The organism is Segetibacter sp. (assembly GCF_025963695.1).
Taxonomy (GTDB): domain Bacteria; phylum Bacteroidota; class Bacteroidia; order Chitinophagales; family Chitinophagaceae; genus Segetibacter.
The window spans coordinates 25,086-40,000 of record NZ_JAOQAH010000076.1 but is presented as its reverse complement, the minus strand read 5'-3'; the positions used below and the strand labels follow the sequence as shown (position 1 = coordinate 40,000).

Here is a 14,915-nt window from a genome sequence, read left to right as displayed (position 1 = left end):
TTGCAAAGGTAGAAGTATTATCCATTCTACCAAAAGAATAACTGAAAAACCTGAACTTTTTTTTCTAATCTACAAAAACGCTGATTTGTTAACGTGCGCCGACAAAACTGAAATAGTATGCTTGACAACAACAAAATTATTCCAAAGAAAGGCTAAGGTGTAAAAAGCGAGGCATTCATTGATGGAAGAATTAGAACATGATCGATATGGGAGAGGGTACTTAAATACAGAGCACCTAATTAGAGTAAAAAAACACGCTTCTAATACCATACTTAAATTTCAGAATTTGAGGGTGTCGGAAACCTTGAGATAGGTTGTATCTAATAGAACACAAAGCGAATAAAACGCGGGAAGAACACCCTGTGGAAATGGATTTGTATTGCACCCCCAGTACAATTGTAAAAACGTATTGTTTTTAAACAAGCGATAAAGATGGTTTCAATGTTTTAGAACAGCAACCAACACTGCCGCTCAACAGGATATTGGAATAGTGAAGTAAAAATTAGCGGGGCCATTTTTCAAAAGAAACTGAGGATTGAAACAGTTAGGCCGATTAAAGATTGATTTAAACTACGGCAATACCACCGAATTAGTAAATGTATATTCAGAAGTGTACAACGGTGAATTAATAAAAGGCTACGTAATCAAAAAGGAGCGCTTCCCTTACAAGAAACGCTCCTTTGTTTTATACTTAGTTCTTAATCCTTTTCCCATCTATCCGGCAAATCCCTCCATCCCGGTTCATCCAATCTGCAAATACTCCTCATTTACAAAATCCATTAACGACTTTATATAATCGGGAGAGAGATTGAATTCTAATCCCGCCGCTTGATATAAAGCAGGTAAAGTTTTTGTTCCGCCCAGGCTAAGGGCATTAATGTAATTTTTTAAAGCTTGCTCTTTGTTGCCTTTAAATTGCTTCCACATGCCAATTGCACCAAGCTGAGCTATACCATATTCGATGTAATAAAAAGGAACTTCAAATAAGTGCAGCTGCCTTTGCCAGCTAGATTTTCTAAACTCTTCTAACCCACTAAAATCAACAACGCCTGTAGAAAATTCTTCCAGAATTTCCATCCACTTTTCAGTTCTTTCTACTACGGTATGGTTAGGGTTTTCATACACCCAATGCTGGAACTTGTCAACAGTTGCGATCCATGGAAAGATCGTGATAGTTCTTTCGAGCTGGTGTTCTTTGGCGCGCATCAGATCTTCTTCCCTATCAAAAAATACTTTCCAGAATTCCATGCTAAAAAGTTCCATTGCCATGCTTGCTACTTCGGCAATTTCCATAGGATATTCCTTGAAAGCGCTCAAAGGCAACGGATGGGAAAGGAAAGAATGAATAGCATGTCCCCCTTCATGAACCATAGTAGTTACATCGTGCATCTGTCCGGCAGCATTCATAAAGATGAATGGAGCACCACTTTCAGCCAAAGGGCAATTATAACCACCCGGAGCTTTTCCTTTCCGACTCTCCAAATCAAGATGACCCAGCTCTTTCATTTTACGAAGGCATTCGGCAAAAAATGGATTTAACTCTTCAAAGCATTTAATTGCTTTTTCTGTCAAATCCTCCCCTGTTGTAAATGGCTTTAAGGGCTCAATTCCTTCAGGTTCCGCCTCGGTATCCCACGGACGCAGTGCGTCTAAACCCAGCTTCTGTTTCTTCTTCTCGTTTATCTTTTTCACTAATGGCAACACATGCAACTTTACCGCTTCGTGAAAACTGAAGCAATCTTCTTTTGTATAATCGAACCGTCCCATTTCAGCAAACTTGTAATCGCGATAGTTTTCAAAACCCGCATTCAAAGCTACCTGGTGACGCTTTTGGATTAATTGCGAATACAAATCATTCAAACCATCTTTATCCTGCAAGCGCCGCTCGTGTATTTTGCGGTACACCTCTTCACGTAAGCCACGGTCGTGTTCTTCTAAAAACTTCGAAGCTTGCTGCAGCGTGTATTCCTGGCCTTTAACTTCAACAGTCATCGCCCCGGATATTTGTCCATACTGCTGCGCCATTACGCTCAACTCTGCTTGTATTGGAATATTTGCTTCCCGAAACAGTTCAATGCTTTTACGAACATTTCTCAGGTAAGTAAAATATTGTTGCTCGTCAAGTTCTTTTGTATACGGACTATCAATTAGTTTACGGTTAAGCAAATCAGCATAGGGTTGCAGCTTTGGCTGTATCTCCATACAAAAGAATGTAAAAGCCTCTTCCAGCTTTTTATCAGTTGTATCGCACGTCATTCGTATTTGTCTCCAGCATGCATCTTCGCTTACGACTGCTTCCAGCTCGCTCATATCTTTCATCCACTTTTCCAGCTCCGCTCCTGAGTTCAGTGGTCTCTCGACTAACTCTTTAAAATATGGCTCAAGACTATTCCAGCCGGTGATTACAAAATCGGCGGGAACATAATGTCTTTCGAGTTTTTTAATATCTGCAGTTAATGTCATAATGCTTTTAAGTTGATTTTCTTTTGAATGACCATGGCCAGTGCTTCAAAACTCTAAAGGCCGTTATACTGTCAACCAAAGGTTCAATTCATAATCTATCAGTACAAAGTGAGTGACACAACGATGTTGATAAAAGTTATGCAGCCTGAAACAAAAAAAGCTGCAAGCTACTAGCCTCAAGCTTCAAGCTTGTTTTGGTTGGCTTGTAGCTGGCAGCTCAAAGCTTGCAGCTTTTATTTATCCTTCTGTTTTCTCTACTCCGGCAACTTGTGTATCGGGCTCTGTTACTTCCTCCGCTTGCTCGCCGCCTTCCTCTTCATCAACGTGGCTAAGTTTTATTTCTACGTTATTCGCTTTTAAAACGCTGTACCATTTCACCATCTTCTTCATGTCGCTGGCATAAACTCTTTCAAAATCCATATCAGGATACACCTTTTGAAAATAGGCCTTCACCGCATTACCATCTTTGTCGGTAGGCACGGGCTCACTGCTGTCTTGCATAGCTGTAAGCACCTCCACAAGATTTACATTGTCGCGAACTGTATAAACTTCAATACTTTCAAGATGTGAAAAGTTATGTACACGGCTGGCCACAAACTTTGTGGTTTTATCTTCGAGAGAGCGAACAATAGCGCCGTCTTTTTTGCTGCCTACCAATTCGAACAAACCACCCAATCCTGTAACAGAAATTATTTTCCCGTATTCCATAGTCAATCTATTATTTTAGGACGTGCAAGATAAAAGGAAATAGTCTAAAGCCCGTTCGAATTAAGAATTTTAAGGTTTTGATGTATACGGGGTTTTGTAGCCATCCCTGGTTCTTAAGGCAACATCGTTGTGTCACTCACTTATACAATATCGCTTTTTTCATCATTTAACGAATGAAACAGTCTTGCGCGGTGAAGCGCAGTTTATATTCATGGCGCAGTACTTCCTCATTCAACCCACTGCCGAACTTACTTCGTTTGCGCAATCTTAATCTGCATAATGGTCGCAATGCTTTTGGCTTTCTGTTTAGCTGCAAAAGCGTTTTTACCTTCGAACAATTCGTCTACCGTTTTATTAAAAGTGTTTAACCACGTTTCAAAATGATGTTTCTCGAACCTTGATTTTTCGTTTAAAACCAAATGCGGCCCGATAGCATTTTTTTTATAGGTAGGAGCTTCAAACAAAACCATTTCCCAAAAATCAACAATAATCGGAAGGTGATGTTCCATGTTTATTTTAGCAACATCAGTAAAAATGTACGAAATCGTTTCGTTTTGTAAAAGCACCTCATAAAACCTTTGAAGTAGCACAAACAGGTCGTCTCTTGATCTTATATCTGGTCTCATTGTTCTTTACTTTCAGGCGGCTGCTTTTAGTACATTTTCAATTCGTTGCTTCAATGTGTCGTAGTCCACAAACCCTTTGGCCACCATGTGAAATTTCAGTTCGTCCGTCTGAACAAACACGCACGGATAGCCTTCGACCCTTAACTGTTTCATGAGCGAAAATTCGTAATAAGCCTTCTCTTTGTATTCCTCGCTTTCCAACTTTTCGTAAAAGACTTCGGGTTGAATGCTATATTTTTCCAACAGGTGCCTGTAAGCTTCATTATCGGTAAGATCGCGGCCTTCATAATTTAGCCCATATTGTAAGTCTGCTGCAAATTCAACCGCTCTGTCGGGATAATATTCTTTAAAAATGCACATTGCGATAGCCGGCTTTTCGGAGTTGGGGTACCAGTCGCTATCCTCGTAATTAAATATGTGCCAGAGAAAATCCTGTCCGAATTTTATACCTGTGGTTTCTTCAACGGTTTTATAGGCCTTTTGTATATATGGCGCAATTTGATCTATATGTGCAGGTTTTTCAGGCAGGATCATTCCTCCTGATAAAACGTCCATTTCCAACCTGTCTTTATATTCATCCGCTAACTGTTTAATCACCGGACTAAATCCATAACACCATCCACAATATGCATCGTAACAATAGATCAAAACTGGCTTCATGCCGCAAAGGTAGGAGAACGGCGATTTATGGGATGGGGGAGAATTGGGGAGGGATTTAAATCTTAACTTCTACTTCTTTGCTTTCAACAGCTGTTCTGCTGTCATCACTGAGATTTCAGCAACTCTATAATCTTTTAGATTTCTTGTTAGTAGTTTTTTTATACCGCTTTCCGTTGCTGTAAAATATTGTATCCCGTCTTCAAAATCTTTAAATTCTGAAGATAAAGCAAGCTCAATTACTTTATCTGTTACTGCCAAAACTGTCACTAATGTTTTGAATTTTTGTAGCAACTTTCTTGCTTCATCGCCGGAATACTGCTTTTATAAAATGTAATTAAGGTTAGCTAACGAGGAAACGCAAACTTCAATTCCTTTCTGTTTGCGGAAGAAAATAAACTTGCTGAATGAATGTAAAAAGGATCTCTTTTACTCAATAGGTCGAGAATAATATCAGTATCGACGCATACTTTTTCCATTATTTGTATTTGTCAGTTAAAAAATCTGAATAATCCTTATTACACGAATTCTTTTGGAAGATTAATTACTCCGGACAAACTTTCAACTAAAGGTGTTACTTCCTCTTTATTCTGATTTCGTTGGTAATTTTTTGAAGATAATTGGCAATTAGACCTGAAAGACTTGTATTGTGCAACCGTGCATATTCTTTATGCTTTTTCTATTATAGCTTCACTTAGCTTAAGGGTGAGTGTGTGATACAATTACTTTACGTAGCAAATTAAAAAAAGATGGGTATTCTAAACTTGTATTAGGGGCTAACTTAACACCATTAACTTGTTAATAAGAATGTTCTTTTGCACCAGGCAAAGGTGTCTATAGTTTATTTCAACTTCGAAAACTCCTGTAAATACTTATCTATATAAACCTCTTTTGTTTTCAACTTATACTGCATTATAAAGCGAGGATGTGAGAAAGGGACGATTTTATCAAAAAGCTTATACTCATTGTTGAGCTTTGATAGAAACTTAAAGTTCGCTCCTTCGCCAAGACAAAAAGCGACGGAAGAATGTAAACCCCAACTGAGTTGTTTACGAAAACAGTCAACCGCAAAAGGAATTATTCCGGCTGCTAAATTCTTATCGTCATAATAATTTAGGTTCTTACCTGCTTGTGTAAAACCAAGCGGGCTAATGGAAGTAAAATACAGCTTACGATAAAATGCTTCGGGACCACCAAAAGCATTGATCATATCATAAACGAAAACGGAAGACAACTCCTGTTTCCGTGGCCAGTTATTTTCTATCCCGCATTCCTTTTCAAGTCGAATAGGGTCAGTAAAAGGAATGCCTGTTACCCCGCCACCAAACCTTCCGGGATTAATTCCAACGATGCAGTAGCGAGGGTTATCGTCGTTGTAATATTTATTATAAAAGAAGTTTACAACCCTTGCCGTTTCTTGTTCAGAAAATGGATTCATTACTTCAATGTCCACCGGTAGCTCAACTGTAAATTCAAGGTTGAAAAGAAAATTGAGTATTTTGTTTGAAAGCATTTTTGGAAGTTGACGGATGACCGATGACAGTTGGCGGACGACTTATGTAATAAGTGCCGTACTCTCTATCCCCCCTTTCGGGATTAGGGTTAATGCGCCTCTAACCAATTGTCTCCCACTCCCAACTCTGCACTTGCCGGAACTTCATTTGGTAAAGCCAATGCTGACTCCATGCAATCAATGATAATCGGTTTTATCAGTTCCACTTCATCTTTATATGCATCAAATACCAATTCATCATGCACCTGTAAAATCATTTTTGATTTTAGCTTGCGCTGCTTGAACTCGTTGTGAATTTTAATCATTGCCAGTTTAATCATATCAGCAGCCGTTCCTTGTATAGGCATGTTGATAGCATTCCGTTCAGCATAACCACGAACGGTAAAGTTGTTGCTGTTAATATCTTTTAGCCATCGTTTACGACCTAGTAAGGTTTCAACATATCCATTCTTCTGGGCGAACTTCATCTGGTCGTCCATGTACTTTTGAATGTTTGGAAACTGTTTTTTATAATTCTCTATTATTTCCTTTGCTTCAGCCCGGCTAATCTTTAGATTTTCAGAAAGTCCAAAGGCACCCTGGCCATAGATAATTCCAAAGTTTACACTCTTTGCTTTGTAACGCATTTCTTTGGTTACATCAGCTTCGTCAATATTGTACACTTTAGCTGCGGTTGCTGTATGAATATCCTTTCCCTGTTTAAAAGCATCACACATATTTGGGTCTTCGCTAATTGCTGCCACAATGCGCAATTCTATCTGCGAATAATCTGCACTTACAATCACATGGTTTTCATCTCTTGGTACAAAAGCTTTTCTTATCTCTCTTCCCCGCTCTGTACGAACAGGGATATTTTGAAGGTTTGGATTGTTGCTGCTCAATCTTCCGGTAACAGCCACGGCCTGGCTGTAGCAGGTATGAACTCTTCCCGTTTTTCTATTTATCATTAAGGGAAGAGCATCAATATATGTGTTCTTTAATTTAGTCAGCTCCCTGAAGCCGATTATGTCATCCACAATCTTATGTTGCGCTGCCAGTTTCATTAGTACATCTTCGCCGGTAGCATATTGCCCGCTCTTTGTTTTTTTGGCTTTTGGGTCAAGCTTTAGTTTTTCAAAAAGTACTTCACCCAACTGTTTAGGAGATGCAAGATTAAACCTTACTTCCGCTATGGCATACACATTTTCTTCGCAGCAGGCAGCCTCTTTTTCGAGCTGCTTCGAGTAATCGCTTAAAAAGTCTTTATCAATCCTCACCCCTTCGTACTCCATATCTAGAAGTACTTTTATCAGTGGGATTTCTACTTCGTTAAAAACCTTATCAACTTTTCTTATTGCAACTATCGGTGCGAAAGTATTTTTTAGCTGAAGGGTTATATCAGCATCTTCAACCGCATATTCCTTTATCTTTTCCAGCTCCACATCTTTCATTGTGATCTGACCTTTGCCTTTCTTACCAATTAATTCCTCAATAGAAACGGGCTCGTATTGAAGGAACTGGGCGCTCAGGTAATTCATATTTCTTCGTCCCTCAGGTTCTATCAGGTAGTGAGCTAGCATAGTGTCAAAAAACTGGCCGGCCAACTCAATTCCGTACCATTTAAAAACGGTCAGGTCATACTTCACATTTTGTCCTACCCACTTTTTTGTCGGGTCTTCAAACAGGGGTTTAAACTGTTTTAGAAACTCTATGGTTTCATCAAACTTCTTTGGGGCAGGTATGTAATATCCTTCGCCTTGTTTGTACGAGAAACTTATTCCTACCAATTCAACATCATGCGCATACGTTCCTGTTGTTTCGGTATCAAAACTTATTTCTTCAATACCCATCAGTTCGCTTACAAGCGCTAAAATTTTGTCTTCTCCCTCAACGAGGATATAACTGTGCGGCGTATTGCTAATGTTTTTGTCTGCAGTGAGACCAACTGTTTCCACTGGTTCACTTATGTCGGTAACCTGTACATCTATGGTCTTACCGTCTTCCACCGTGACAAATAAATCCATCTGCCCACCTGAAGGTGTTGTGGCTGCTTTTTCAAATACATTAACCTCATCACCCAAAATCCTTTTGCCTAAAGCCTTAAATTCAAGTTCGGCAAAAAGGTCTCTTAATTCAGGCACATTCCATTCCTGAAGCATGTATTCTTCTTCGTGAAACCGGACCGGAACATCGGTAATTATTCTTGCCAGCTTCTTACTCATAATGGCCGCTTCTCTTCCGTTCCGGATCTTTTCTCCCAATGAACCTTTTATCTCGTCTGCATGTGCCAATATGTTTTCAAGGTTATCGTATTCCTTTAAAAGCTTGCACGCTGTTTTTTCACCTACGCCTGCAATGCCCGGAATATTATCTACCGCATCGCCCATTAGCCCCAACATGTCAACCACTTGTTCTACCCTTTCGATACACCACTTTTCTGTAATTTTTTTTGCATCCAATATTTCTTCCTTACTACCCATATACGGCGGCTTATAAATGTACACCCCCTCATGTATCAATAACTGCCCGTAATCTTTATCTGGCGTCACCATGTACACCTGGTACCCAAGATCAGCAGCCTGCCATGCAAGTGTGCCGATCACATCATCCGCTTCGTAACCATCTAACTCAACAACCGGAATATTGAATGCTTTTATAATCTTTTTAATGTCAGGTAAAGCACTCGTCAAATCTTCGGGAGCTGCCTGCCTGTTTGCCTTGTAATCCACAAAATCTGTATGACGTCCTGTAGCTGCGTCTGTATCAAAACAGACAGCCAAATGGGTCGGCTTTTCTTTGTTAATTAAATCTACCAGGGTGGTTGTAAAACCGAACTGGGCATTGGTATTCCGTCCTTTACTTGTTATACGGGGTGCACGAATTAATGCATAATAAGCACGATAAATTAACGCCATTGCATCTAATAAAAACAACTTCTTCGCCATGCGACGAAGGTAATAATTAGCGTTGACAATATAAGGAAGCCACATATCCTTGATCAGTGAAAGTAGTTTGATGTACGTTAACTAGTAGCGGCAGACCCTGTTGGCAATTCCATTCATTTTTGATTTGCTTTTAAAAAAAGTGTGATAGTCAGCATTATCACAACCGGCAACTTTTGTTGCGACGCTCCGTTGTAACTGTATACCCCATTCAGCAATCAGCATGAGATATTACGGTTAGCCTTGCAAACGAAAGCTATTGTTTAAAATACAAATCTGTGTTTAAAGAAACCGAAGCCGAAAGAACAATTCCCTGAATGTTTTGAGCTAACTGACGCATGCGGTAAATACGTTCGGCACCAGAGTCTTGCCTTTGTTCTGCAGGACAAGCAAAATCACCGATATAAGGATCAACCCGAAAACCTAACCTATTTGCAACACTAAACATATAAGGGCGCCAACCCCAACCAATATCCTCATTAACCAATTTTAGAAATGGCACCAGCTCTCGGTTTAAAAGGAAAGGGCCATACGTGTAATCAAAGTTGCCCCCTATTATTTCGGAGCAGCAATTGTTTATGGTGGTTTCGGTCATTCGTTGAAAATCGGGAAAAGTGTTGAAGCCGACAGCAGACCTGGAAGCTGTTACCACCCCAGATTTCTCATCAGTTGGAATTTGGTGAAGCATCGCGCTTATGGATGAGTGGAAGAAATCGTACTTATCTGGTTCGGTGTAAAAGATAAATTTCGTTCCTGCTTCAAAAGCTTGAAACAAGCTGGTCTTAGCCTGCTCCCAAACGCCCTTTACCTTTGCCTCAGATATCTTGAAGTGAGAAAAGCCCTTTAAGAATGCTAAAAAGCTTGCTTGCGAACCACCATCAGTTATAAAAACGGGTATCTCTAGCTTTGCAAGTTCCCGTAAAGAGTTGCGAAGTAACTGCTCTTCCTTTTCATCGCGAGCCAAAGTAATAGTGGCAATTGAAACGTCGTTTTTATTCATAATCTGCTTACTTTCTTAGAACAGCAACTGCTATAATTACAGGTGCATTTTAGCGATAACAAAAGTATAATCGTTTCATACTAGTTAGCCACATGCCCTTTGGCGATTTTAAGAATTACAGTGGAAAGCATTATTAGGGACTGTTTCCCATGCATTTTTGTCTTATTGAATAAATTATTTTAATTGCTTAAAAAACTTATACCCGTTGGTAAAAGCATAAACACGGAAACATAAGTTAAACGGAGCGCCGCAACAATGGTTATTAGAATTTCAAATGCTGGTAACATAAAAAAATAATTTCAAATCCTTGGCTTTTAGAACGTTGGTCGTACTGCTTTTAAAAGATGCTCTGCGGGCTAACAGCAGGACGAAGTTTTGAAAGCCAAAATTCTACCCTCGCTGCAACTGTTTTTTATACCAGCTCATTTACACCCCCTCGGCTCTGAATGGAAACATAAGAAGATAGTTTTGGAGACGAAGCAGCGAAGAGTATTTTGGTAAAGTCTTTGCATAAATAGTATAAGTGCATTTCAAAATTTCTTTATTTTTACTAAAACTGCCTCACATGATTTCAAAACTTTCGGAGGGAGTACAAATAAGCGTAGAGACTTTTTATCAACCCGATTACAGCAACCCGGTAAATAATGAGTTTATGTTTGCTTATCGTATATCCATCGAGAATCATAATAGCTTTCCTGTGCAATTGCACCGAAGGCATTGGCACATATTTGACAGCAATGGCGAGTATCGGGAGGTGGAAGGTGAAGGCGTTGTTGGTCAACAACCACTACTGGAGGCAGGGCAACAGTTTCAATACGTAAGTGGTTGCAACCTGCGCACCGAAATGGGCAAAATGTTTGGAAAATACGTGATGGAAAACATGAACAATAAAATAACATTCGAAGTCAACATTCCCGCGTTTGAAATGATTGTTCCTTATAAAATGAATTAGAAAAAAGCGAGGTGGAAGGTTAGGTTTAGGGCATAAGCTTTACAATGCTGCCATTCTTCTTCCTTATGCCTACATCATACCCCTCAAACCTTACTCAAGGTTTATACTTCGCTTGCTCAAAAATAGTTTTAGGATCCATTTCTATTAGTTGCTGCAACGTTACTTTTTCGTTTTTGCCCATCCACTTTTTTACAATTTGCCATCCTACAAACTGGCCTATAAAGCCTGGCGATTCTGCGCCAAACGCCTGGGTTGTAGGAGCATCATTCATATAATCTTTTACCACAGAAGGATCTGAAACATAAACCAACTCATTCTGAACAAAATACGACCAGATTGTTTCTTCATTCTTATAACATCCGTCTAACTGATCTTTTGTATAGCCGGTCTTCAATGTATCTTCTGCCTCCGGCATGAACTGATCCAGCAAGTACAATCTTTTGCCGGCTTGTACCATCTGTTCAATTAATGGTCTACCTGCTTCGTTATCCGGAAACAGGTCGTTAACTATTGTCTTAAGACAATTAACAGGTATGTACTCCTTTTGAAATCTTCTTGATATATAAGCCGGGTACAGCTCCTGCCCTGCATCACTTTGGTATAAAGAATAGTTGCTTCCCATGTATAATTGTAAGCCGACTGCCAAGGCATCGGTAGTCAAAATATTGCCGTAACTATTTATAGGGCCGATAAAGGTGATAAGTTTACCCGGCAATTTATAAGAAGGAAAATAGTATTTTACAAATTGCAAACCTTTTTTTACCTGCTCAGTCAAGTCGCTTGGATTGGCATACATCTTATCAGCAGAATCTTTCAGTGGTTTATAAGAACTTATAAAAGAAATGAGTTGCTGCGCAACGGCTTTTGAGCTATCAGGCTGTGGAGGAAGGGCCAATATATTGAAAATAAAATCCCTTAAAAAATCAGGGTATTTATTGTGTAACTGTTGCAGCGATCGATCGATCTGGCTTGTATCTACAGCAAAAAAATCGTTATCGAACCTTTGCATTTGCAGCTCAACTTTCACGTCCGATACGTCTGGAATTTTTTTACCCGTACAACTGCTTATTAGTAGAATGGATATCGCTACAGACCAGTAAAACCTCTTCATACAAATAATCTTTGTTGGGCAAATTACATTAAGGCACGAACTTTATGCCGCTGTATACAGCAATTAGCAAAATTTGAACTATGAAAATTGTACTGGCGCAACAGAATTACCACATTGGTAATTTTGAAAAAAATACGGAAAAGATCATTTATGCGATTAATGAAGCCAAAAGCCAGGGAGCAGACCTGGTAGTCTTTAGTGAGCTTTGCGTTTGCGGTTATCCTCCACGAGACTTTCTTGAATTTAATGACTTTATAGATAAATGCTATGAAGCAATTGACGAAATAAAACAGCACGCTGACACTATCGGCGTCCTTCTGGGCTCACCTGCAAGAAACCCTGTTTTTCATGGCAAAGATCTTTTTAATGCTGCCTTTCTTTTATATGAAAAAGAGATCAAAGGCGAGGTGCATAAAACGTTGTTACCTACTTACGACGTTTTTGATGAATACCGCTATTTTGAACCTGCCTTTGACTGGCATGTGCTTGAGTTTAAAGGGAAAAGACTGGCAGTAACTATTTGTGAAGATATCTGGAATATTAACGACAATCCCTTGTATCGTTTTTCGCCAATGGATAAATTAATGGAGCAGCAACCTGATTTAATGATAAACATTAGTGCGTCTCCATTTGACTACATACACGAAGAGGAAAGGAAATCTGTGATAAAGTCAAATGTGATAAAGTATAAACTGCCAATGTTTTATTGTAATGCAGTCGGCAGCCAAACTGAAATTGTATTTGACGGAGCTTCTCTCATTTTCGATAAAGAAGGAAACTTAAGCAAGTGTTTGCCCTCGTTTGAAGAAGCAATTGCAGGGGCAACTTTAAACGATGACGGAACTATTGAAGAAAGTACAGTTGATAACATCAAACCAATTGCACATATTAAACCAAATCCTTTAGAATATAATCCGAAGTTGAATATTAAAGGAATTCATACTGCTCTGGTTCATGGCATAAAGGATTATTTTACAAAGATGGGGTTTACCAAAGCGATACTTGGCTCATCAGGGGGGATTGATAGCGCAGTAACACTTGCACTAGCCTGTGAAGCACTTGGAAAAGATAATGTACGAGCCATTTTAATGCCCTCTCCTTATAGCACGGAGCATTCGGTAAACGACGCAGTTAAACTGAGTGAAAATCTTGAAAACCCGTACGACATTATTAAGATTACACACGTTTATGAAGCCTTTCTTTCTACGTTAAAACCAATTTTTAAAGACCTGCCTTTTAGCATCGCTGAGGAAAATATTCAAAGCCGCAGCCGGGGCAATCTACTAATGAGCATAGCAAATAAGTTTGGCTACATATTGCTCAACACATCAAACAAAAGCGAACTCGCTACCGGTTATGGAACTTTGTATGGCGACATGGCCGGGGGTATAGGGGTGTTAGGCGATTGCTATAAATTACAAGTGTATGCCCTTGCAGAATATATCAACCGCGATACAGAAATTATCCCCGACAATATTATTCATAAAGCACCGAGCGCAGAGTTAAGACCTAATCAAAAAGATGCAGATAGCCTACCTGAATATGATATTCTCGATAAAGTATTGTATCAATATATTGAAAGACGAAAAGGCCCGTCTGAGATAAAGGAACTGGGTTTTGATGCAGCGGTGGTAGATAGAATTCTGAAATTAGTAAACAGCAACGAATATAAACGAAACCAGTTCTGCCCTATAATAAGAGTAAGCCCTAAAGCATTTGGTGTTGGAAGAAGAGTGCCTATAGTTGGCAAATATCTCTCTTAATAGTTTTCTTTGTTATTCAGGCATTAGTTTTCATAGCGGCGCCGTTGCGACGCTCCGTTTATCTTCTGGAAGAATAATGCAACTTTTTAAAGGCTTGCCTTTTGCAGATGTGCCACATCTTACTTCGCTACAGCAGCGAATTCCAGCAATAGATAGCAAAGCATATTTACACTATACGAAAAAGCAAAATAGCATTAAAACTGATGAACGGAGCGTCGCAACGAAAGACTGGTGAGGATGAATAGTTGGTAACGAGCTATTTTTATAAATCTTCCTGGTGGATGCACATAAGAGGTACATGGGTGTGAAAAGCTAGTTTTTTTGTATGCCGCTCTTTAAATAATCCTTCAAATAACTTGTGTTTTCTCGGAATGGTTATGATCAAATCTATACCGTGCGCTTCAACAAAATGATTTATTGCCTCAACAAAATCTTCATTATTTTCGAAGTGAAACTTAGGATTATACTCTTCAAGCAACGACTGTAGAAGCTTTTGCTGATGCGTTTTATCGGCCGCAATTTTCTTATCGCTTTCGTACACATTTACCACATGTAACGACGCCTTTGTAACATCTAATATATTTTTTATGGGCTGCACCGGAGTTGTTTCTACCACCTTTTTAAAATCACAGGCAAACATCACATTTGTTATAGAAGTATAGGTTGCATCGGAGGGAACGATAATGACCGGGACTTTGGTTTGCTTCATCACACTTATAGCTGTGCTGCCAATTAGGATCTCTTCAATTTTGCTGGTTCCGGTTATACCCATTACAATTAGGCCGGCGTCCACTTCTTCACAAAGGTCATTGATATCGTTGGCCAAAATGGAATAACCGGTCTTTTGTTCTATCTCAACCTGACCTTGCCGATATTGCTTCACATTTTCTAAAAAAGCTTTCATTCCTTGCTCACTGATGTCCTTCAGTGTATCAATATCCATTACCGGTATTGCAGGTACAGTATTCTCAGTCATCAGGGGAGGTGACTGGTAAGCATTATAAAACACAACCTTTTTTGCCTGCAAATCACCAGCAATTGCAAGGGCGTATTTTGCTGCGTTTCTTGCATTTTCAGAAAAATCGGTAGGAACAAGTATGATCTTCATTTGATAATTATTACTAAACAGGTTTGCATAAAAATAATATGAGTTAGTAAGAAAGCAATAATAAGTTTTTGCCTATACCTTTCCCTATATCAC

At 39.3% G+C, this 14,915-nt stretch carries 12 protein-coding genes and 1 pseudogene; 2 read left to right on the top strand and 11 right to left on the bottom strand.

Features of this window, described 5'->3' with window-relative positions; translation table 11 throughout:
• Nucleotides 1-741: 741 nt before the first annotated feature.
• From JWR87_RS12975 to JWR87_RS12940, 9 genes and pseudogenes are all read right to left on the bottom strand, one after another.
• Nucleotides 742-2,463, bottom strand: a complete 1,722-nt coding sequence (locus JWR87_RS12975) for a M3 family oligoendopeptidase (RefSeq protein WP_297820734.1) — start codon at nucleotides 2,461-2,463, stop codon at nucleotides 742-744.
• 237 nt (nucleotides 2,464-2,700) lie between these two features.
• Nucleotides 2,701-3,171, bottom strand: coding sequence for a DUF5606 domain-containing protein (locus JWR87_RS12970; protein ID WP_297820732.1), 471 nt, complete (start codon nucleotides 3,169-3,171; stop codon nucleotides 2,701-2,703).
• 248 nt (nucleotides 3,172-3,419) lie between these two features.
• A complete protein-coding gene (locus JWR87_RS12965) occupies nucleotides 3,420-3,797 on the bottom strand; it encodes a group III truncated hemoglobin (protein WP_297820730.1) in 378 nt (125 codons plus the stop codon).
• Between the two features lie 12 nt (nucleotides 3,798-3,809).
• On the bottom strand, nucleotides 3,810-4,457 hold the full coding sequence (locus tag JWR87_RS12960; protein WP_297820728.1) for a DsbA family protein: 648 nt from the start codon (nucleotides 4,455-4,457) through the stop codon (nucleotides 3,810-3,812).
• A 69-nt stretch (nucleotides 4,458-4,526) separates the two neighbouring features.
• On the bottom strand, nucleotides 4,527-4,715 hold the full coding sequence (locus JWR87_RS12955) for a hypothetical protein (RefSeq protein ID WP_297820726.1): 189 nt from the start codon (nucleotides 4,713-4,715) through the stop codon (nucleotides 4,527-4,529).
• Between the two features lie 313 nt (nucleotides 4,716-5,028).
• Nucleotides 5,029-5,118, bottom strand: a pseudogene (locus JWR87_RS20285) (hypothetical protein); the annotation flags it as partial.
• Nucleotides 5,119-5,295: 177 nt separating this feature from the next.
• Nucleotides 5,296-5,967, bottom strand: coding sequence for a uracil-DNA glycosylase family protein (locus JWR87_RS12950; protein WP_297820724.1), 672 nt, complete (start codon nucleotides 5,965-5,967; stop codon nucleotides 5,296-5,298).
• A gap of 89 nt (nucleotides 5,968-6,056) precedes the next feature.
• On the bottom strand, nucleotides 6,057-8,891 hold the full coding sequence (gene polA / locus JWR87_RS12945; RefSeq protein WP_297820722.1) for a DNA polymerase I: 2,835 nt from the start codon (nucleotides 8,889-8,891) through the stop codon (nucleotides 6,057-6,059).
• A 253-nt stretch (nucleotides 8,892-9,144) separates the two neighbouring features.
• Nucleotides 9,145-9,888 carry a hypothetical protein gene (locus JWR87_RS12940; RefSeq protein ID WP_297820720.1) on the bottom strand — a complete coding sequence of 248 codons (744 nt, stop codon included), beginning with the start codon at nucleotides 9,886-9,888 and terminating at the stop codon, nucleotides 9,145-9,147.
• Nucleotides 9,889-10,453: 565 nt separating this feature from the next.
• Between JWR87_RS12940 and apaG the strand changes: the two genes are divergently transcribed.
• The gene (gene apaG, locus JWR87_RS12935) at nucleotides 10,454-10,840 is read left to right on the top strand and encodes a Co2+/Mg2+ efflux protein ApaG (protein WP_297820718.1); all 387 of its coding nucleotides are present in this window, start codon (nucleotides 10,454-10,456) and stop codon (nucleotides 10,838-10,840) included.
• 94 nt (nucleotides 10,841-10,934) lie between these two features.
• Here the strand turns inward: apaG and JWR87_RS12930 are convergent, their stop codons facing one another.
• On the bottom strand, nucleotides 10,935-11,951 hold the full coding sequence (locus tag JWR87_RS12930; protein ID WP_297820716.1) for a hypothetical protein: 1,017 nt from the start codon (nucleotides 11,949-11,951) through the stop codon (nucleotides 10,935-10,937).
• Between the two features lie 80 nt (nucleotides 11,952-12,031).
• Here JWR87_RS12930 and JWR87_RS12925 point away from each other — a divergent pair, with 80 nt between their 5' ends.
• On the top strand, nucleotides 12,032-13,714 hold the full coding sequence (locus JWR87_RS12925; RefSeq protein WP_297820715.1) for an NAD+ synthase: 1,683 nt from the start codon (nucleotides 12,032-12,034) through the stop codon (nucleotides 13,712-13,714).
• Between the two features lie 262 nt (nucleotides 13,715-13,976).
• Here JWR87_RS12925 and JWR87_RS12920 read toward each other — a convergent pair whose 3' ends face one another.
• A complete protein-coding gene (locus tag JWR87_RS12920) occupies nucleotides 13,977-14,822 on the bottom strand; it encodes a universal stress protein (protein WP_297820714.1) in 846 nt (281 codons plus the stop codon).
• Between the last annotated feature and the right edge of the window lie 93 nt (nucleotides 14,823-14,915).